Annotated in this window: 21 protein-coding genes and 1 tRNA gene; 13 read left to right on the forward strand and 9 right to left on the reverse strand. The window is 50.0% G+C overall.

Annotated elements, in window-relative coordinates:
• Positions 1-15: 15 nt before the first annotated feature.
• The 3 genes from ecnB to efp all read right to left on the reverse strand — a co-directional run bounded on the left by ecnB (position 16) and on the right by efp (position 1035).
• On the reverse strand, positions 16-162 hold the full coding sequence (ecnB, locus tag HVX64_RS20575; protein WP_042999166.1) for a lipoprotein toxin entericidin B: 147 nt from the start codon (positions 160-162) through the stop codon (positions 16-18).
• A 108-nt stretch (positions 163-270) separates the two neighbouring features.
• Entirely contained in the window at positions 271-405 is a 135-nt protein-coding gene (locus HVX64_RS20580) for an entericidin A/B family lipoprotein (protein ID WP_042999165.1), read from the reverse strand.
• A gap of 63 nt (positions 406-468) precedes the next feature.
• Positions 469-1035, reverse strand: a complete 567-nt coding sequence (gene efp, locus HVX64_RS20585) for an elongation factor P (protein ID WP_042999164.1) — start codon at positions 1033-1035, stop codon at positions 469-471.
• Positions 1036-1076: 41 nt separating this feature from the next.
• Between efp and epmB the strand changes: the two genes are divergently transcribed.
• Together epmB and yjeJ are read left to right on the forward strand one after the other, a co-directional pair.
• Positions 1077-2105: an EF-P beta-lysylation protein EpmB gene (epmB, locus tag HVX64_RS20590; RefSeq protein WP_044257246.1), complete on the forward strand. Its 1029-nt coding sequence runs from the start codon at positions 1077-1079 to the stop codon at positions 2103-2105.
• 161 nt (positions 2106-2266) lie between these two features.
• Positions 2267-3133: a YjeJ family protein gene (gene yjeJ, locus HVX64_RS20595; protein WP_042999162.1), complete on the forward strand. Its 867-nt coding sequence runs from the start codon at positions 2267-2269 to the stop codon at positions 3131-3133.
• Between the two features lie 166 nt (positions 3134-3299).
• Here the strand turns inward: yjeJ and HVX64_RS20600 are convergent, their stop codons facing one another.
• The 3 genes from HVX64_RS20600 to HVX64_RS20610 all read right to left on the reverse strand — a co-directional run bounded on the left by HVX64_RS20600 (position 3300) and on the right by HVX64_RS20610 (position 5795).
• Complete coding sequence (locus HVX64_RS20600; RefSeq protein WP_042999161.1) at positions 3300-3653, reverse strand: DUF4156 domain-containing protein; 354 nt, start codon at positions 3651-3653, stop codon at positions 3300-3302.
• 158 nt (positions 3654-3811) lie between these two features.
• Positions 3812-5458 (reverse strand): chaperonin GroEL, encoded by a 1647-nt coding sequence (gene groL / locus HVX64_RS20605; protein WP_003025464.1) that lies wholly within the window; start codon positions 5456-5458, stop codon positions 3812-3814.
• 43 nt (positions 5459-5501) lie between these two features.
• Complete coding sequence (locus HVX64_RS20610) at positions 5502-5795, reverse strand: co-chaperone GroES (protein ID WP_000027827.1); 294 nt, start codon at positions 5793-5795, stop codon at positions 5502-5504.
• 272 nt (positions 5796-6067) lie between these two features.
• Between HVX64_RS20610 and yjeH the strand changes: the two genes are divergently transcribed.
• Positions 6068-7318: an L-methionine/branched-chain amino acid transporter gene (gene yjeH, locus HVX64_RS20615; RefSeq protein WP_042999160.1), complete on the forward strand. Its 1251-nt coding sequence runs from the start codon at positions 6068-6070 to the stop codon at positions 7316-7318.
• A 53-nt stretch (positions 7319-7371) separates the two neighbouring features.
• Here the strand turns inward: yjeH and HVX64_RS20620 are convergent, their stop codons facing one another.
• Positions 7372-7848 carry an FxsA family protein gene (locus tag HVX64_RS20620; protein ID WP_181825153.1) on the reverse strand — a complete coding sequence of 159 codons (477 nt, stop codon included), beginning with the start codon at positions 7846-7848 and terminating at the stop codon, positions 7372-7374.
• Positions 7849-8188: 340 nt separating this feature from the next.
• On the opposite strand from HVX64_RS20620, the gene aspA reads away from it, so the two are divergent.
• The 5 genes from aspA to HVX64_RS20645 all read left to right on the forward strand — a co-directional run bounded on the left by aspA (position 8189) and on the right by HVX64_RS20645 (position 13804).
• On the forward strand, positions 8189-9625 hold the full coding sequence (gene aspA / locus HVX64_RS20625) for an aspartate ammonia-lyase (RefSeq protein WP_042999158.1): 1437 nt from the start codon (positions 8189-8191) through the stop codon (positions 9623-9625).
• 114 nt (positions 9626-9739) lie between these two features.
• The gene (gene dcuA, locus HVX64_RS20630; RefSeq protein WP_042999157.1) at positions 9740-11041 is read left to right on the forward strand and encodes an anaerobic C4-dicarboxylate transporter DcuA; all 1302 of its coding nucleotides are present in this window, start codon (positions 9740-9742) and stop codon (positions 11039-11041) included.
• Between the two features lie 119 nt (positions 11042-11160).
• Positions 11161-11508 carry a divalent cation tolerance protein CutA gene (gene cutA, locus HVX64_RS20635; RefSeq protein WP_044257253.1) on the forward strand — a complete coding sequence of 116 codons (348 nt, stop codon included), beginning with the start codon at positions 11161-11163 and terminating at the stop codon, positions 11506-11508.
• Complete coding sequence (locus HVX64_RS20640; protein ID WP_042999155.1) at positions 11484-13193, forward strand: protein-disulfide reductase DsbD; 1710 nt, start codon at positions 11484-11486, stop codon at positions 13191-13193. Before cutA ends, HVX64_RS20640 begins: the two co-directional genes overlap by 25 nt.
• 35 nt (positions 13194-13228) lie before the next feature.
• Positions 13229-13804 carry a transcriptional regulator gene (locus HVX64_RS20645; RefSeq protein ID WP_043001810.1) on the forward strand — a complete coding sequence of 192 codons (576 nt, stop codon included), beginning with the start codon at positions 13229-13231 and terminating at the stop codon, positions 13802-13804.
• Here HVX64_RS20645 and HVX64_RS20650 read toward each other — a convergent pair.
• Complete coding sequence (locus HVX64_RS20650; RefSeq protein ID WP_044257255.1) at positions 13801-14391, reverse strand: LysE family translocator; 591 nt, start codon at positions 14389-14391, stop codon at positions 13801-13803. The two genes, HVX64_RS20645 and HVX64_RS20650, sit on opposite strands and share 4 nt — an antisense overlap.
• Positions 14392-14429: 38 nt before the next feature.
• On the reverse strand, positions 14430-15275 hold the full coding sequence (locus HVX64_RS20655; protein ID WP_044257257.1) for an AraC family transcriptional regulator: 846 nt from the start codon (positions 15273-15275) through the stop codon (positions 14430-14432).
• Positions 15276-15444: 169 nt separating this feature from the next.
• Here HVX64_RS20655 and HVX64_RS20660 point away from each other — a divergent pair.
• From HVX64_RS20660 to HVX64_RS24245, 5 genes are all read left to right on the forward strand, one after another.
• A tRNA-Phe gene (locus HVX64_RS20660) sits at positions 15445-15520 on the forward strand.
• 1232 nt (positions 15521-16752) lie between these two features.
• Positions 16753-17292, forward strand: a complete 540-nt coding sequence (locus tag HVX64_RS20665; protein ID WP_044257259.1) for a fimbrial protein — start codon at positions 16753-16755, stop codon at positions 17290-17292.
• Positions 17293-17366: 74 nt separating this feature from the next.
• Positions 17367-18050: a molecular chaperone gene (locus HVX64_RS20670; protein WP_181825154.1), complete on the forward strand. Its 684-nt coding sequence runs from the start codon at positions 17367-17369 to the stop codon at positions 18048-18050.
• Positions 18051-18094: 44 nt separating this feature from the next.
• Entirely contained in the window at positions 18095-20002 is a 1908-nt protein-coding gene (locus HVX64_RS20675; protein WP_256434242.1) for a fimbria/pilus outer membrane usher protein, read from the forward strand.
• Positions 19888-20574, forward strand: a complete 687-nt coding sequence (locus tag HVX64_RS24245; protein ID WP_256434247.1) for a fimbria/pilus outer membrane usher protein — start codon at positions 19888-19890, stop codon at positions 20572-20574. The genes HVX64_RS20675 and HVX64_RS24245 overlap by 115 nt, the downstream gene beginning before the upstream one ends.
• The last annotated feature ends 3 nt before the right edge of the window (positions 20575-20577 follow it).

Genomic DNA, 20577 nt, shown 5'->3' on the forward strand with positions numbered 1-20577 from the left:
GTACCGTTTTCACCGTTACTGCTGAGCTTTGGTTGCTGCGCCTGAAATAGCGTTGCCGCCGTCGGAGATGTCTTCGCCCACACCACGTGTGGTGTTACACGCAGTCAACACGGAGGAAAGTACTAACACAGAAAAGATCGCTGCAATTGTCTTTTTAACCATAACGTCTTCCTTTTCTAGCCAATGTTATTTGTGTAGTGCCACTTAATCATAGACAAGATCCCGAACAATGCCGGGAGATAGACGCTTTTTAGGACGATGAGAAGAAAATTAACTGGCCGCGTGAGAAATGGAATTGCCGAGGTGCTTAATATCCTCACCAAAGCCGCGCGCGGTATTGCAGCCCGCCAGCAACGAGGTGGTGAGAAGAATCAGTGTTACAAGACCGAGAAGACGTTTCATCATTCCTGCCCTGGATAAACAATGGCGCAGCAAAGCTGCTGCACCATAATGAGCTAAACGCGCGGATTATTTAACGCGGGAAACGTATTCGCCTGAACGCGTATCCACTTTAATCACTTCGCCAATCTGAACGAACAGAGGCACTTTAACTACGGCGCCAGTAGACAGCGTTGCCGGCTTGCCACCTGTACCAGCGGTATCGCCTTTCAGACCCGGATCGGTATCAACGATTTCCAGTTCAACAAAGTTCGGCGGCGTCACGGAGATAGGCTGACCGTTCCACAGGGTCACGATGCACTCAGCCTGATCCAGCAACCATTTTCCGCTATCGCCAATCGCTTTAGCATCTGCGGAAAGCTGCTCGAAGGTTTCGTTGTTCATGAAGTGCCAGAACTCGCCGTCGTTGTACAGGTAAGTCAGGTTCATATCTACAACGTCAGCGCCTTCAGCAGAGTCAGTCGACTTGAAGGTTTTCTCAACGCGAGTACCGGTCAGCAGACGACGCAGTTTCACGCGAGCAAAAGCCTGACCTTTACCTGGTTTAACGAATTCGCTGGCTTCAACCGCATAAGGTTCGCCGTCCAACATGATTTTAAGACCAGCACGAAAATCGTTGCTATAGTACGTTGCCATAAGGCCCTCTGAAAATTGTTAACTGGTAGCTAAGCCACAAAATGGCGCATATTGTAACCCTAAATACCCCATCCAGAGAAGATTGGTTATCGCAACTTGCCGATGTTGTGACCAATCCCGATGAACTCCTGCGTCTTTTGAATATAGACGCAGATGAAAAACTGTTGGCTGGACGCGACGCCAAACGGCTGTTCGCCCTGCGCGTGCCGCGTGCATTTATCGCACGTATGGAAAAAGGCAATCCTGACGATCCGCTTTTACGTCAGGTACTTACCTCCGAAGATGAGTTTATTACCGCGCCGGGTTTCTCCACCGATCCGCTGGAAGAACAGCATAGCGTCGTACCGGGACTGCTGCATAAATACCGTAACCGGGCGCTGCTGCTGGTGAAAGGCGGCTGTGCGGTAAATTGTCGCTATTGCTTCCGTCGCCACTTTCCGTACGCCGAAAATCAGGGAAATAAGCGAAACTGGCAGACGGCGCTGGACTACATTAGCGCGCATACCGAGCTGGATGAGATCATTTTCTCCGGCGGCGATCCGCTGATGGCCAAAGATCATGAGCTGGACTGGCTGCTCACACAACTGGAAGCCATTCCCCATATCAAACGTCTGCGTATTCACAGTCGCCTGCCCATCGTCATCCCTGCGAGGATTACGGAGGGGCTGGTTGCCCGCTTCACCCGTTCTTCGCTGCAGATCCTGCTGGTGAATCACATTAACCACGCTAACGAGGTGGATGACGCGTTTCGACAAGCAATGGCGAAACTACGCATCGCAGGCGTTACGCTGCTCAATCAGAGCGTCCTGTTGCGTGGCGTCAATGATAACGCGCAGACGCTGGCGACCCTCAGTAATGCGCTGTTTGATGCGGGCGTCATGCCCTATTACCTGCACGTGCTGGATAAAGTGCAAGGGGCGGCGCATTTCATGGTGACGGATGATGACGCGCGCCAGATTGTGCGTGAACTGCTCACCCTGGTCTCGGGTTATATGGTGCCCAAACTGGCGCGGGAAATTGGCGGCGAACCGAGTAAAACGCCACTGGATTTACAACTGCGTCAACAATAACCTCGCAATCAGGTGTCCGTATCCGGACACCTGTCACCAAAACCCCGGATTCCCCCATTCTGTATGCTATTTTAGCGATACCTTGCGAACTATATATTTAAAAATCATATGTATAAGTCGCAACTAATCGCTGAATTTATTATTGGTGAGGGAGAACCGTTATGGCTATCAGTATCAAAGGAGTGAATACGGGTGTTATTCGTAAAGCGAACGAATTCATCGCGCTGGCGCTGAAAATTAAAGAGCTAAGGAACAAGGAATCGCTGTTTTTTCTACCTGCGCTGGAATTACGCGATCTGCTGATTGCCGTGGAAAGTCGTCTGTACCAGAAACAGCAACTGAACGCTGCCGAACGTCAGCACTACGAAAAAACGCGCGATGCTATCAGCAAGAAAATGCAGGAAAACATTCCCGCGATGGTGGAAAACGAACTTCGACATGCGGATATTCATCGCCGTGTCACCGCCGTCGCCTTAACTGACGCGAGTGGTGACAACATCACACTGACCTTCACACTTCACGATGGCACAACCTGCGACCTGCGGGTGAACGAATTGCAGATTGATACTTTGGTGTATGCCATTATTCGGGCGATAGAGAACGCGGGTATGCGGGAACTGGCACTGAGGATCTCCTCGTTGCTGGATTTTTTGCCGCTGTACGATGCGGACTGTCTGGACCATGAGCGACTGGAATACGACGCCTACACGCAGTCAGAGTGGAAACACGCGCTTTTCACGCATTATCTTGCGGTACTTTATCGTTTTACGGATGAAACAGGAAAGGAACGGTTCTGCGGCGCTGTCGTGAAAACCCGCGTTCCATCGGGTAGTAAAGAGGCGGAAGCCATTTCCCGTCGTGTACTCGACTTTAGCCCGAGGCTGAAAAAACTGGCAGGTAAATCGTGTCAGGCTTTTGTCAGAACGCTGACGGCGGATAAAGCGCAGACGCTGACCCAGGAGCAATGCCTGCGCGCGCTACATCATTTACGGATTCAGTCCGTTAACGCCGCAACACAGCACGCCTGATGGCGCTGCGCTTATCAGGCCTACGACATAACTTCGAGTCATTACACAAAATCATTCAATCAGAATCGCGGCGGCAAGCGAAGAAATCCCCAGGAGCATAGATAACTATGTGACTGGGGTTTCACAGCGCAGCCAACAAAGAGGCTGGTTGAAGGATGAAGTGTAATCAATTAGGGCACTTATAAACCTGGCCAATCATCTCACTGGCCGTCGGGACAAAGCTGGATAACATGCCCTGGCTCGGGCTGCTGACGCCATAAATCACGTTGCCGCCCATCGCTGCTGCCTGGTTGCGCAGGTCATTTGCCGCACCACGCATAGAACCGCCTTCTTCACCGTGCTGACCTGAAAGCCAGTTGCTTTGCTTCCCGGTGGCCGTGCCAATCAACTGACATTCAGCGCCTGGCTTCTCTTCCACAAAGCGAACACTTTGCCCTGCGGAACTCAGTTCGTTGCTGGAGCTACAACCCGCCATCAGTAGCGCGGCACCGACGATCCCTGCTAAATATTTCACGTGCATGTTATTCCCCATAATCAATGAGCTGGACGTTTTGTCCGTCACTGAATCTTATACTAAAAAGATGACCAAAAGAAAAACCCCCGAGCATTTCTGCCCGAGGGTTTCTCATTTCTGGGAGATTAACACCCTGCAGCCTGAAGGATGCAGGGTGTAGGCGATTACATCATGCCGCCCATACCACCCATGCCGCCCATACCACCAGCAGCACCTAAGTCAGGCGCGTCGCCTTTCGGCAGGTCGGTTACCATGCACTCGGTGGTAATCATCAGGCCAGCCACAGAAGCCGCGTACTGCAGAGCAGAACGGGTGACTTTGGTTGGATCCAGGATACCCATATCGATCATGTTGCCGTATTCTTCGGTCGCTGCGTTGTAACCGTAGTTGCCATCACCCGCTTTCACGGTGTTAGCGACAACAGACGGTTCTTCGCCGCAGTTCAGAACGATCTGACGCAGCGGAGATTCCATTGCGCGCAGCGCAACTTTGATACCGACGTTCTGATCTTCGTTCTGACCTTTCAGGCCAGCGATTTTGGAGGCTACGCGAATCAGCGCCACGCCACCACCGGCAACCACGCCTTCTTCTACCGCAGCACGGGTCGCGTGCAGGGCATCTTCAACGCGGGCTTTTTTCTCTTTCATTTCAACTTCAGTCGCAGCACCAACTTTGATGACTGCCACGCCGCCTGCCAGTTTCGCTACGCGCTCCTGCAGTTTTTCGCGGTCGTAGTCGGAGGTGGCTTCTTCGATCTGCTGACGAATCTGAGTCACACGACCCTGGATTGCCGCTTCGTCACCCACGCCATCGATGATGGTGGTGGTGTCTTTGTTGATCACAACGCGTTTTGCCTGACCCAGGTCTTCCAGCGTTGCTTTTTCCAGCTCCATACCGATCTCTTCAGAGATCACGGTACCGCCAGTCAGAGTCGCGATATCCTGCAGCATCGCTTTACGACGATCGCCGAAACCAGGAGCTTTAACCGCAGCCACTTTCACGATGCCGCGCATGGTGTTAACCACCAGCGTTGCCAGCGCTTCGCCTTCCACATCTTCAGCGATGATCAGCAGCGGTTTGCCTGCTTTCGCAACGGCTTCCAGAACCGGCAGCATTTCGCGGATGTTGGAGATTTTCTTGTCAGCCAGCAGGATGAACGGGCTTTCCAGTTCTACTGCACCAGTTTCCGGCTTGTTGATGAAGTACGGTGACAGGTAGCCACGGTCGAACTGCATACCTTCAACGACGTCCAGTTCGTCCTGCAGACCGGTACCGTCTTCCACGGTAATCACGCCTTCTTTACCGACTTTGTCCATCGCTTCTGCGATCAGTTTACCTACGGTTTCGTCGGAGTTAGCAGAGATGGTACCCACCTGAGCAATGGCTTTAGAGTCGGAGCACGGTACGGACAGCGCTTTCAGTTCTTCAACCGCAGCCGCAACCGCTTTGTCGATACCACGCTTCAGGTCCATCGGGTTCATACCCGCAGCAACGGCTTTCAGCCCTTCGGTGATGATGGACTGAGCCAGTACGGTCGCAGTGGTGGTACCGTCGCCTGCTGCGTCATTCGCTTTAGAGGCGACTTCTTTCACCATCTGCGCGCCCATGTTTTCGAACTTGTCTTCCAGTTCGATTTCACGTGCTACGGAAACACCATCTTTAGTGATGGTCGGTGCACCGAAGGATTTGTCCAGAACGACGTTACGGCCTTTCGGACCGAGGGTGACTTTCACTGCGTCTGCCAGTACGTTTACGCCGCGCAGCATTTTCACACGAGCGTCGTTACCGAATTTTACGTCTTTAGCTGCCATTTTCTCTTTCCCTTAAATTCGTATGTTCAGTGTCGTTCGCGGATTACGCTTCAACAATTGCCAGGATGTCGCTTTCAGACATGATCAACACTTCTTCATTGTCGATCTTCTCAGATTTCACACCGTAACCATCGTTGAAAATCACGATGTCGCCGACTTTCACGTCCAGCGGTTGCACGGTACCGTTATCCAGGATGCGACCCTTACCGACAGCGATGATTTCGCCACGAGTTGATTTACCCGCTGCAGAACCGGTCAGAACGATGCCGCCAGCAGATTTGGACTCAACTTCTTTACGTTTAACGATCACGCGATCATGTAACGGACGAATACTCATTGATAGCTCTCCTTTGAGAAAGTCATTATCAGTTATGGGTGACGCCGGCCCGCTAAGGTTCCCGGCTAGTGACCAGAGAGATGGGGATGGGTTTTTGCCCCTTCAAGGGGCAATGTGAAAAAAAATTCTGATCAGCAAAAAATCCTGTAAAAACCCTACTTACCTCACATTTCTCGCCTATTTAATCGCTGGCGTCATAAGCAAATCTGATTGTGATAACATCGAAAACCTGCGCAGTGGCCTGGCATTCAGGCGCAAACGGATAACAACTCATGAGTGGACTGAAACAAGAGCTTGGATTGGCTCAGGGTATTGGCCTGTTGTCGACATCATTATTGGGAACAGGCGTGTTTGCCGTCCCGGCCCTGGCGGCACTGGTAGCAGGCAACAACAGCCTGTGGGCCTGGCCAGTTTTGATTGTGCTGGTGTTTCCCGTTGCGATTGTGTTTGCCCTGCTAGGCCGACATTACCCCAGCGCAGGCGGCGTCGCACATTTCGTCGGCATGGCGTTTGGCCCACATCTTGAACGGGTCACCGGCTGGCTGTTTTTGTCCGTCATTCCCGTGGGTCTTCCTGCTGCGCTGCACATTGCCGCCGGGTTTGGTCAGGCGATGTTTGGCTGGCACGGCTGGCAACTATTGCTGGCCGAACTGGGTACACTGGCGCTGGTGTGGTTTATCGGTTCACGCGGCGCGAGCTCCAGCGCAAACCTGCAAACGGTGATTGCCGGTCTGATCGTGGCGCTGATTGTCGCTATCTGGTGGGCTGGCGATCTCACACCAGCAGAAATCCCTTTCCCTGCGCCAGCCGATATTGAAATGTCGGGGTTATTCTCCGCGCTGTCGGTGATGTTCTGGTGCTTCGTCGGTCTGGAAGCGTTCGCCCATCTGGCCTCAGAATTCAAAGACCCCGAACGGGATTTCCCTCGCGCACTGATGATGGGTCTGCTGCTGGCCGGTTCGGTCTATTGGGCCTGCACCGTTGTGGTTCTGCACTTTGATGCCTATGGCGAAACGATGGCAGCGGCGGCCTCATTACCGGAAATTGTCGTGCAATTGTTTGGCGTTCAGGCGCTGTGGGTAGCCTGTGTGATCGGTTATCTGGCCTGCTTTGCCAGCCTCAATATTTATATTCAGAGTTTTGCCCGTCTGGTGTGGTCACAGGCGCAATATAAACCGGACCATTATCTGGCCCGCCTCTCCTCCCGTCATATTCCACGCAACGCGCTCAATGCCGTGCTGGGCTGCTGCGTAGTCAGTACGCTGTGCATTTATGCGTTAGAGATCAATCTCGATGCGCTCATCGTCTATGCCAACGGCATCTTTATCATGATCTATCTGTTGTGCATGCTGGCAGGGTGTCGCCTGTTGAAAGGGCGGTATCGCGCGCTGGCAATGGTGGGCGGATTACTATGCCTTCTGTTACTGGCAATGGTCGGCTGGAAGAGTCTGTATGCGCTGATTATGTTGGCGATACTGTGGCTGTTTTTGCCACAACGAAAAAAGGTTGAACATCACTTATAGGCCGGTTCCACGAAAATGCCCGGTGGCGCTTACGCTTACCGGGCCTACGGGAATCAGTCGCGACGATCATCCTTGTGTTCGATACGGTCACGTTCTTCATCTTTGCGCTGGAACTCACCGTCAAAGGTGTCGCCACCGCCGGTTCCGGCGCTAAAGCCGCCATCCGGCATCCGGGAAAAACGCAAATGCGGCATCAGCTTCATCGTCAGATGCTTCTGCACCGGTGGTAATAAAAGAAGAAGGCCGAGGAAGTCGGTGAAAAAGCCGGGCAACAACAGCAACAGACCCGCGATGATCAGCGAAACACTCTTGATCATCTCTTCAGCCGGGCTCTCTCCTGCCGCCATTTTCTGCTGCATCAGCAAAAAGTTCTTAAATCCCTGGTTGCGTACCAGCGACATCCCGATGACCGAGGTGAAAATCACCAGTATGAGCGTCATCAGTACACCCATCACATGGGCAACCTGAATAAAGATAGAAATCTCAATATAAACATAGAGAAAGACTGCAAGTAACGGTATCCAGCGCAAAAGGATTCTCCTCAAACGACCGCCGTGATGCCCACGTCAGCCCGAAAATAGTTGCGATTCGCATTAGTCGGATGTAGGGGTAGTTCGCAAAATTTCAAGCTATTTGTACACTTATTTTTAGAGATAATCCTAAAGCGGTGACCTATTTCACAAAATAATAATTAAGGAGTAATTTACCACACTTAAAGTGATCCAGATTACGGCACAATTTCTGAAGCAGAATATGATCTCGTTGACCAGACCGATGTAGGGGATAATCGTCGGTCAAGAAACAATCGAAACCACATATATTCTGTGTGTTTAGTGCATTCATTGGCAGCTTTAAATAAAGAAGGTTCACATGTTAAACAACATTCGTATCGAAGAAGATCTGTTGGGTACCAGGGAAGTTCCAGCCGAAGCCTACTATGGTGTTCACACTCTGAGAGCGATTGAAAACTTCTACATCAGCAACAACAAAATCAGTGATATCCCTGAATTTGTGCGCGGCATGGTAATGGTTAAGAAGGCCGCTGCTCTGGCAAACAAAGAGTTGCAGACCATCCCTAAAAGTGTAGCGAACGCCATCATTGCTGCATGTGATGAAGTCCTGAATAACGGCAAATGCATGGACCAGTTCCCGGTAGACGTTTACCAGGGCGGTGCAGGCACCTCCGTCAACATGAATACCAACGAAGTGCTGGCCAATATCGGGCTGGAGCTGATGGGTCACCAGAAAGGTGAATATCAGTACCTGAACCCGAACGACCACGTGAACAAATGTCAGTCTACTAACGACGCCTACCCAACCGGTTTCCGCATCGCCGTTTACGCTTCTATCGTAAAACTGGTCGATGCTATCAACCAACTGCGTGAAGGCTTTGAGCGTAAAGCTGTCGAATTCCAGGACATCCTGAAAATGGGTCGTACCCAGTTGCAGGATGCAGTTCCGATGACCCTGGGTCAGGAATTCCGTGCTTTCAGCGTACTGCTGAAAGAAGAAGTGAAAAACATCGAGCGTACCGCTGAACTGCTGCTGGAGGTTAACCTCGGCGCAACGGCTATCGGTACCGGTCTGAATACCCCGAAAGAGTACTCTCCGCTGGCAGTACAGAAACTGGCGGAAGTCACTGGCTTTGCCTGCGTTCCTGCTGAAGACCTGATCGAAGCGACCTCTGACTGCGGCGCTTACGTGATGGTACACGGCGCGCTGAAACGCCTGGCGGTGAAGATGTCCAAAATCTGTAACGACCTGCGCTTGCTCTCCTCTGGCCCACGTGCCGGCCTGAATGAGATCAACCTGCCGGAACTGCAGGCGGGCTCTTCTATCATGCCAGCGAAAGTGAACCCGGTTGTACCGGAAGTCGTCAACCAGGTGTGCTTCAAAGTCATCGGTAACGACATCACCGTCACCATGGCGTCTGAAGCCGGTCAGCTGCAGCTGAACGTGATGGAGCCAGTGATTGGTCAGGCGATGTTTGAATCGATTCACATCCTGAGCAACGCCTGCTACAACCTGCTGGAGAAATGTGTTAACGGTATTACCGCTAACAAAGAAGTGTGCGAAGGGTATGTCTACAACTCTATCGGCATCGTCACCTACCTCAACCCGTTCATCGGCCACCACAACGGCGACATCGTCGGTAAGATTTGTGCCGAAACCGGTAAGAGCGTACGTGAAGTGGTGCTGGAGCGCGGTCTGTTGACTGAAGCTGAGCTGGACGATATTTTCTCCGCACAGAACCTGATGCACCCGGCTTATAAAGCAAAACGCTATACTGATGAAAACGAACAGTAATCGTACAGGGTAGTACCATGGAGGGCACGTCAGATGACGTGCCTTTTTTCTTATAAGAAGTTACTAAATAACAACAATTTAATATCAACTTGTTAAACAACAAGGAAGGCTAATATGATAGTTGTCGAACTTATCATTGTTTTGCTGGCAATCTTTTTGGGCGCCAGACTTGGGGGCATCGGGATTGGATTTGCAGGTGGACTGGGTGTTCTGGTTCTTGCCGCTATCGGCGTGAAACCGGGTAACATTCCGTTCGATGTGATTTCCATCATCATGGCGGTTATCGCTGCTATCTCCGCGATGCAGGTTGCGGGCGGTCTGGACTATCTGGTTAACCAGACAGAAAAACTGCTGCGTCGGAATCCGAAATACATCACGATCCTTGCACCGATCGTGACCTATTTCCTGACTATTTTTGCAGGCACCGGGAACATCTCCCTGGCAACGCTGCCGGTTATCGCTGAAGTGGCGAAGGAACAGGGCATCAAGCCTTGCCGTCCGCTCTCCACCGCGGTGGTTTCCGCTCAGATAGCGATCACTGCATCGCCTATCTCTGCTGCGGTCGTCTACATGTCTTCGGTCATGGAAGGCCATGGCATTAGCTACATCCACCTGCTGTCTGTGGTCATTCCGTCCACGCTGCTGGCGGTGCTGGTAATGTCCTTCCTCGTGACCATGCTGTTCAACTCCAGGCTCTCTGACGATCCGGTATACCGTAAACGTCTGGAAGAGGGTTTGATTGAGCTGCGCGGTGAGAAGCAGATCGAAATCAAACCTATGGCGAAGAACTCCGTCTGGCTGTTCCTGCTGGGCGTAGTGTGCGTAGTGGTTTATGCGATCATCAACAGCCCGAGCCTCGGTCTGGTTGAGAAACCGCTGATGAACACCACCAACGCTATCCTGATCATCATGCTGAGCGTCGCGACGCTGACCACGATCATGTGCAAAGTGGAAACCGACGCCATCCTCAACTCCAGCACCTTCAAAGCCGGTATGAGCGCCTGTATTTGTATTCTGGGCGTTGCATGGCTGGGTGACACGTTCGTGTCTCACAACATTGACTGGATCAAAGACACTGCAGGTGAAGTGATTCAGGGCCATCCGTGGCTGCTGGCTGTCATCTTCTTCTTTGCTTCTGCACTGCTGTACTCTCAGGCAGCAACCGCTAAAGCACTGATGCCGATGGCGCTGGCGCTGAACGTTTCTCCGCTGACTGCCGTTGCGTCTTTCGCTGCGGTTTCTGGTCTGTTCATTCTGCCTACTTACCCAACGCTGGTTGCGGCGGTACAGATGGATGACACCGGGACAACGCGTATCGGTAAATTTGTCTTTAACCACCCGTTCTTCATCCCTGGTACGCTGGGTGTGTTACTGGCGGTTTGCTTCGGCTTCCTGCTGGGCAGTTTCATGCTGTAAGTGTTACCTGCGGGGCGTGTTCACGCCCCGCATTTCCCTCCCCTTTATCTAACATCCTTCCCTCGTCCGTTGTATAGTGACCACTCTTTTGCCGGTCATTCTGTTCATTCGAGGTGTTTATGCATGATGTGAGTCGTCAGGATATCGCCCTCTCCGATGCCGTTGTTGTACTCTGTACCGCGCCGGATGAAGCCACCGCCCAGGATCTGGCGGCCAAAGTGCTGGCAGAAAAACTGGCGGCCTGCGCCACGATTATTCCCGGTGCCACCTCGCTGTATTACTGGGAAGGAAAACTGGAGCAGGAATACGAAGTCCAGATGATCTTAAAAACCTCGGTGGCACACCAGGACGCCTTACTCGATTGCCTGAAGTCTCATCACCCGTATCAAACGCCCGAGCTTCTGGTTTTACCCGTTACCCACGGAGACAGTGATTACCTCTCATGGCTCAACGCATCCTTACGCTGATCCTGCTTTTTTGCAGCACATCGACTTTTGCCGGACTTTTCGACGCGCCGGGTCGCTCGAATTTTGTCCCTGCTGACCAGGCCTTTGCCTTTGACTTTCAGCAAAACCAACACGATCTTAATCTCACCTGGCAGGTGAAAGACGGGTATTACCTGTATCGCAAGCAGATCAGTATTACCCCTGCACGGGCGGAAATCGCGGAAGTGACGCTGCCAGCGGGCGTCTGGCATGAAGATGAGTTCTACGGGAAAAGCGAAATCTATCGCAATACGCTCACCATTCCGGTTACCGTCAACCAGGCGCAGTCTGGCGCCACGCTAACGGTCACGTATCAGGGCTGTGCCGATGCGGGTTTCTGTTATCCGCCGGAAAGCAAAACCGTGCCGCTAAGTGAAGTGACCGCCAGCGCGAAGCCGAAACCAGTGGCGCCAGCAGCAATACAGCAACCGCCGCAGCCGGAGCAAGCGCCAGCCCAGCTCCCCTTCTCCGCCCTGTGGGCGCTGCTGATCGGTATTGGCATCGCTTTTACCCCCTGCGTACTGCCGATGTATCCACTGATTTCCGGCATCGTACTGGGCGGTAAACAGCGTCTTTCCACCGGACGCGCACTGCTGCTGACATTCATCTACGTACAGGGGATGGCGCTGACCTATACCGCGCTGGGGCTGGTGGTGGCCGCCGCCGGATTGCAGTTCCAGGCGGCTCTTCAGCATCCGTATGTCTTAATCGGCCTGGCAGTGGTCTTTACCCTGCTCGCCCTGTCGATGTTCGGCCTGTTCACCCTGCAACTGCCATCGTCGCTGCAAACGCGCCTCACGCTGATGAGTAACCGTCAGCAAGGCGGTTCTGCGGGTGGCGTGTTTGTGATGGGCGCGATTGCCGGGCTGATTTGTTCGCCGTGTACCACCGCACCGCTGAGCGCCATTTTGTTGTATATCGCTCAGAGCGGGAATCTGTGGCTCGGCGGCGGTACGCTGTATCTCTATGCACTAGGGATGGGGCTGCCGCTGATGCTGGTCACCGTCTTTGGTAACCGTCTGCTGCCGAAAAGCGGCCCGTGGATGGCGCAGGTCAAAACGGCGTTTGGCTTTGTTATTCTCGCGCTGCCGGTCTTTTTGCTGGAGCGCATCATCGGCGATACGTGGGGCTTACGCCTGTGGTCGCTGTTGGGCGTGGCCTTCTTTGGCTGGGCGTTCATTACCAGCCTGCAAGCAACGCGTAGCTGGATGCGCATCGTGCAGATAATCCTGCTGGCGGCGGCGCTGGTCAGCGTGCGTCCGCTCCAGGACTGGGCGTTTGGCACGACGGTGACCCAGACACAGGCACATCTGGACTTCAAACCGGTGGCAAGCGTTGAGGAACTCAAACAGGCGCTGGCCGAGGCGAAAGGCAAACCGGTGATGCTGGACCTGTACGCCGACTGGTGCGTCGCCTGTAAAGAGTTTGAAAAGTACACCTTCAGCCATCCACAGGTAAAACAGGCGCTGGGCGATACGGTACTGTTACAGGCTAACGTCACCGCCAATAACGCACAGGATGTGGCGCTGTTGAAGCATTTGCAGGTATTAGGACTGCCAACCATCCTGTTCTTCGATACGCAAGGTCAGGAACACCCGCAGGCACGGGTGACGGGCTTTATGGATGCGGCGACGTTTAGTGCGCATTTGCGCGATCGCCAACCGTGAGCGACACTTTCAGAGGTAAAGACGGAGGAATGACCGTGCAACGTGAAGATGTCCTGGGAGAAGCCCTAAAATTACTCGAGATCCATGGGATTGCGAACACCACACTGGAGATGGTGGCCGAGCGCGTAGATTATCCGCTCGATGAAATGCAGCGTTTCTGGCCGGACAAAGAGGCCATTCTGTATGACGCGCTGCGCTATCTCAGCCAACAGGTGGATATCTGGCGTCGCCAGCTATTGCTGGATGACACCCTGAGTGCCGAGCAAAAGCTGCTGGCCCGCTACACGGCGCTGGCAGAGTGCGTGAGTAACAATCGTTACCCGGGCTGCCTGTTTATCGCCGCCTGTACGTTTTATCCCGATCCGTCGCACCCCATTCATCAACTGGCAGATCAGCAAAAAAGCGCGGCGCACGATTTCACTCACGAACTGCTGACCACGCTGGAGATTGACGATCCGGCAATGGTGGCTAAACAGATGGAACTGGTGCTGGAAGGCTGTCTGAGCCGTATGCTGGTCAATCGCAGCCATGCGGATGTGGAGACTGCGCATCGTCTGGCAGAAGACATTCTGCGCTTTGCCCAGTGCCGCCAGGGCGGGGCGCTGACCTAAGCAAACACTCCCACCCACGCAGAGATCAACAAACACAACGCCATCACACGCTGAAAACGCACCATCGCCACGGTGGTGCGAAACACTCGGTTTACCGCCTTTCCCAGCCACGCCCAACACAGTAAACATCCGATAGAGATGAGCAAAAACCACAGCGCCATCAATGCAATATCGCGCAGTGCGTGACTCCCGGTCGGCGCAAACAGACTCACCACCGCCAACGCCATCATCCACGTTTTCGGGTTTACTATCTGCAGCAGCGCCGCGGCGCGCGCGGTAAAGCGATGAGATGGTTTTCCGGACAGATTCGTAGCCGGAGCGCTGAATAACTGCCAGCTCATCCAGCTTAGCCACGCTACGCCTGCCCAGCTCATCACCTGCCGCACCAGCGGATGTTGATGCAATATCTCCCCAGCCCCGGCCCCAGAAATCAACACAATCATGCTCGCCGCCACACAACCGCTGACCAACGCAGGTAGTGTCGCTTTCACGCCATGATGCTGACTGTTCGCCAGGATGAGGATATTGGTGGGACCGGGGGTGATAGAGGCGACAAACGCAAACAGCAAAAACGGCGCGATACTCACAGGCAGACTCCTTTTTAGTTGAGCTTCTGACTGTGACGCTATTTCCTGTAAACGTCTGGAAGGTATGTGCACAAGCGACGGTAATGCGCAGGCGAAATACGATACGCACGCTGGAACCAGCGCCCCAGATGGCTTTGATCGGCAAATCCCAACGCTGCTGCGACATTAACCGGCAGCGCGCCCTTCGCCAGCATCTGACGTGCCTTTGCCAGCCGTAGCTGAATCAACCATGCGTGTGGAGCGAGGTGAAACTCGCGTTTAAAGCTGCGCGTCAGCGTAAAACGATCCGTTCCGGTCTCACGCGCCAGATCGGAAAGGCCAATGTTGTCACCCATATGCGCATGCAGATAATCCCGGGCGCGATGGGCGATCGCCGCGCTCTGTATCTGCGAAGGGAGGCGCTTTCGCCAGTGGCAATGGGTGGTGAGCTGTGAAAGAAGATGATCCATCGTACTTTGTTGCACAATACGCAGCTCTTCGGTATGCAAGGCGTTAAACGTTTCGCCAATGGCGCGCACCAGCTGCGGCTCACGCGACAACGTCCGGCTGAAATGCAGGGAATAGCTGTCCGGCGTGGTGTCATAAAGGCCCTGCAACGTTTTTGTCAGCCACTGCTCATCCAGATAAAAGGTGAGATAGGTAAACCCACCGGCCACCGGCGCATCGCCATCATGAATCTCACCCGGCTCCAGCAAAAAAGCATCACCTGGTTGGCTGTGGTGACGCTCACGCCGACAGTGAAATTGCTGCGTACCGGAAAGGGTAATACCGACCAGAAAGCTATCGTGCCAGTGCGGGTCAAATGCATGCCCTTCAAAATGGGCTTTGATTGTCTCAATACCGGTATCGGCATGTTGTCGCAGCTCAAGCCAGTCGTTTGCCATACTGCCCTCCTCTCGCTGCCAGCATTGCCTGTTCAGAACGCATCTGTCTGGAAGATTTGTGCAAACTGAACGCAGAAACGCACAGATTGCCGCAAACTTAAGCAGTTGAACAGCTTTTCCCTAAATTAGGTTGACTGTCGTGCATGATTACGGTTTAATGCGCCCCGTTGCCCGGATAGCTCAGTCGGTAGAGCAGGGGATTGAAAATCCCCGTGTCCTTGGTTCGATTCCGAGTCCGGGCACCACTATTCATAAGGCCTCGCTGAAAAGCGGGGCTTTTTTCTTTTCTGGCTACGGTAGATTTCTGGTCGTTGCAACACGTTATTTGTTTGCTGGATTTCACGCCATTTCTGCAAATGTTCTTTGCTGTCAAAGACATCCATACTCTCTGATAAGCCTGTAAACAAACCCGCTTTAGTTCCATGCATTTTTTGAATTCCCGGCCAAATCCTGCGCGAGCGCTATACGCTGACAGCGCAATAACGACTGGTTTTGCAGATCGGGGGTTATAATAAATCGCTGAGTGATGACGATATTAATATTACTTTTCTTTGTGGCGTTTTTATACCATCTTGAGCTATAGAGTAATGTCGGGTGAAAATCGTAATCAAAAGATCAATCATGGGGAAAACGCAATAAAAAGAATAATGACCCATCCAGATTATCTGGACGCATATAAAGTTATATTTTGTTCTGCACTAACTCAAAATCAAACAGGATTAATGTAATAATTATACGTAAATTCAGATTATGACATTCAAGATTCTGCGTGAATATCATACCAATAAGATGCTTTTCTGGCTGAACTTCATGTCCCAACTATCCAACTCATTGATAATAAAAGTCAGACTAATTTCCTGAAGGAGTGTCCGCTGGCGACACTATTATCTATAACGCCCTGTCTATATGTATTGTAGAGATAGATTCTCTGAAATGAGAAAAAGCAGACCTGACAATGATAACTGACTCCTCTATTTTTTCCACACCATTTTTCGGACAGTTTCAGTTTTCTGAAAATAATGACATGCAACAGCCATTGTTACTCACAATAAAAAAAGCTTACTAAATGACCGCTTTGAAGTGACGAAATCGCATTTTCTGCCTATATCCAAAGACTTTGCAAATAAAAATTAATACATCACATTTATACGTTAGTATGACTTAAGTATTGGTTGCTTAGAGACAAAAAGCCTCGCTAACGAGGGGGGATTGCCCCTGGTGGTGCGGATTGTAGCTCGGCGCAACGACTACAGATGAATTGTTCAATGATATAATTTTATTGCGATTAGTCTTTTTAGCATACGAATAACTAATTAATGAAGTCCTATATAGGAGTGGGCATACTAATTAGGACACATTTACTATTCGGATTAGAGCCACATAGAATTAATATTACTCCAGCTAACCTTCTGGGCTCAGCAAAGTGGTTTTAAAAGGTTAATAAAAGACATGCGTCTAAGGATAGAAGGATTTAAAAATGAGTAATAAGTTTTTTGCAGTTGCGGTTATGAGTATGTCTGTTGTTATGGGGATGTCAACAGCCCAGGCTAACAACGATGGTACTGTTAATTTCACCGGTGAAATTATTGGTACAGCCTGTACGGTTGATATCGGCGCAAATAACACAATGAATGTTGATCTCGGTAAAGTGAGTAAAACTGTTTTTACCGGAACGGGTACATACGCTTCAGCGACTGAGTTTGACTTAAAAGTGAAGGACTGTCCTGCAACTGGTATAAATGGCATTACCGTTAAGTTTGATGGTACTGCGTACGCTGGCGATAATAGTGTTCTTGCTCTTACCGAGGAAGACGGCGTTGCAACAGGCATTGCGATTGAGCTGTTAGATAAGAGTAAAAACGCCGTTCCACTGTTTGCCGATAGCGATTCATACGCTTTAGAGGCGGGTAAAACTGAGCTTACCATGCCGATGTATGCTCGTTATAAGCAGGTGGCCGCAGCTGTTACTGCCGGTCCGGCAAACTCCAGTGTTCAATTTACTCTTAACTACAACTAATTGGTGGAGTATTGACTAATTAGCACGTGGAGTAATTTTCACGTGCTATTTATAATATTATATAAGATATCATTATGAATCGTTCAATTATCTCTATCATAGCTATTTTAGGTGGCTATTTCCTGGCTTCCTCTGCTCATGCTGGGGTTGTTATAGGCGGTACTCGTATCATTTATGATGCGACAAAAAAAGATGCGTCCATTACTGTATCCAATCCTGACAATCATCCTTATTTGATTCAGACCTGGGTGGATAATGTAGAGAATGTCACAAAGGAAGTGCCTTTTATTGTCACACCGCCCCTGTATCGACTGAATGCTGGCAAGAAAAGCATGATGCGGATTGTCTATACAGAAAGTTCCTTGCCTGAAAATCAGGAATCAATGTTTTATTTCAATGTAAAAGCAATACCTTCATCATCGGAAACGTCCAGTAATGTGTTACAGGTTGTTGTTAAAAGTAAAATGAAATTGATTTACCGACCCCAAAAATTAAAAGGTATAGAGCCTGAAAGTTTTGCTGAAAATCTGCAATGGAATATCAGTGGGAATCAATTAAGTGTAAAAAATCCATCTCCATTTTATATGAACTTTGGAGAGATTAAGCTCAATGGTAGCGCGATCAAATCAGCATCATATGTTGCACCAAACTCTAGCGCAAACTTTACGCTTCCTGGTCCAATGAAAAATGGCGCTATATCGTTTAAATTAATAAATGATTATGGCGGCCTGAGTAAAGAATTTAATTCCAAAATATAATAATGGACTATCTAATGAACTGCTTGCAAGGATCTAGCCCTCGAATGAAGAGGTTGGCATTGTTGGTTGCCTTAGTATCATTAGGTTATCCATTTAATGTTTTGCCTCGCGACCACTTTAATTCTGCGCTATTAGAAAATAATAGACCAGAGATCAAAGGGGTTGATTTGTCATCATTTGAAAATGGAATGCAACGCGCAGGGAAGTATCGCGTTGATATCATTTTGAATAATGATTTCTTTGCCTCAAAAGATATTAATTTTTCCAATGGCGAAGATGGGGAACTAACGCCTTGCCTGAGCATGGACTTTCTAAAAAATTTAGGTGTCCTTGTCGCAAATTTTCCAGAACTAAAAGAAACTGATGGTTGTGTAAATTTTAAGGTCATATCTCAAGCTTCAGCTAACTATGATTTATCAAGCCAGGAATTACAGTTGAGTATTCCTCAGGCTGCATTGTCTCAAAAAGTGCGCGGATTTGTAGACCCCTCATTATGGGATGAAGGTATTCCTGCCTTTTTATTGAATTACAGTATTTCTGGCGATGAGACGAAAAATGATGCCGGTGGCACAACGAACAGTCAGTATGCACGCATTCTACCTGGAATAAATATCGGCCCATGGCGTTTCAGAAATTACAGTTCTATAAATCATGATGATGTCAATGGGACTCAGGTTGATAGTGTTTATACCTATGTTCAGCGTGATATAAAGTTTCTTAGTAGCCAATTGACTATGGGCGATAGCAACACCCCATCCGATATATTTGATAGTGTCGCATTTCGCGGGACGCAATTGGCAACAGATGAAGATATGAAACCTGATTCCTTGCGTGGATATGCCCCCGTTGTGCGCGGCATCGCGAAAAGTAATGCTCAGGTTATGATCAAGCAAAATGGATACATTATTTATCAAAGTTATGTTCCTGCGGGATCATTTGAAATTAACGATCTCTATCCGACAGGACAGGGGGGCGATCTGACTGTGACAGTGAAAGAGCAGGACGGGAGCACACAGGAATTTGTTGTTCCTTATGCATCTTTGCCCCTGTTGCAACGTGAAAAAAGCTTGAAATACAGTGTTACCGCTGGACAATACCGTCCATCTAATTCTGATGTAGAAAAAACACCGTTCGTGCAAGGGACTGCAATTTATGGTTTGCCGTGGGGAATAACTATATACGGTGGTGTGCAGAATGCGAAATATTATAATTCTCTTGCAATCGGCCTTGGGCGTAATTTAGGAATCATTGGTGCTATTTCAGTAGATGTTATTGCTGCAAAATCAGAACTAAATGACTCACGTAGTGAATCCGGACGGTCATTCCGTGTGCGTTACAGTAAGGATTTTGTCGATACAGGCACCAACTTTGCCATTGCCGGTTACCGCTACTCGACGGAAGGTTTTTATAATTTGCAAGAAGTGCTTGAGTCATATGGCAATGAAGATGCAATGCCGAATCGCCGCCGTGACCGAGCTGAAATCAGCTTAACACAATCCTTGGGAGAGAATCTTGGCAGTATAACAGGCAACGCGGTACAAGAAAAATACTGGAATAATGATGAAAAACTTAAATCATATTCATTCAGTTATAATAATTCATTCTCAGGCGTTACTTATTCTATAGTCTATAGCTTAAACAAAAATACTACAGCCAATAACGGCGACGGAACGACGTATAACGAAAACTCATTGATGCTCAATGTTAATATCCCGTTGTCAAGATTTTTGCCTGATACATGGGCAAGTTATAACTTAAATAACAGCGAGCATGGCGGCGCAACACAGACTATAGGTCTTAGCGGTTCTGCATTGGAAGAAAAAACCTTACCTGGAATATACAACAAACAAAAGACCGGGAAAGTTATTCTGGAAGCTTCATGGCCGATTACAGAGGCGCGTTGGCGGAAACAAATCTGGGTTATAACTATAGCCCGGACTCACAGCAAATAAATTACGGTATATCGGGTGGTGTGGTAATCCACAGTGGCGGTGTGACTTTATCTCAACCGCTGGGTGAAACTATTGCTATTGTTGAAGCGAAAGGAGCTAAGGGTGCTGGTATTTATAATCAGGCCGGTTCTGGAATTGATCGGTTTGGTTATGCGGTAATGAATAGCCTTAGTCCATATCGTAAAAATGATATTTCTCTCGATCCAGGCACTTTCTCGGATAATGTTGAAGTTGAAGATAATGGTGTTACCGTCACGCCAACCAAAGGTGCTGTTGTCAAAGCCAGGTTTAATTCTCATTATGGCTATAAGGCATTAGTAACTTTGAAAAATAGCTCAGGGTATGTGCCATTTGGCGCAATGGTAAATTTAGTCGGGAGCGATAATTCCGATGAACAGAGTTTTATTGTTGGGGATCTTGGGCAGGTTTATATCAGTGGTTTGAAAAGCGAAAAAGGAAGTTTGTTAGTGAGATGGGGCAATGATGCAAAAAATAACTGCAAGTCTCATTACAATCTGGTCGGTCAACCTTCCGCCGGAAATATGTACAAGATAACTGCAACGTGTGAGTAATAA

The sequence above is a fragment of the Citrobacter sp. RHB20-C16 genome (assembly GCF_013890155.1).
In the GTDB taxonomy this organism is placed as follows: Bacteria; Pseudomonadota; Gammaproteobacteria; order Enterobacterales; family Enterobacteriaceae; genus Citrobacter_A; species Citrobacter_A amalonaticus.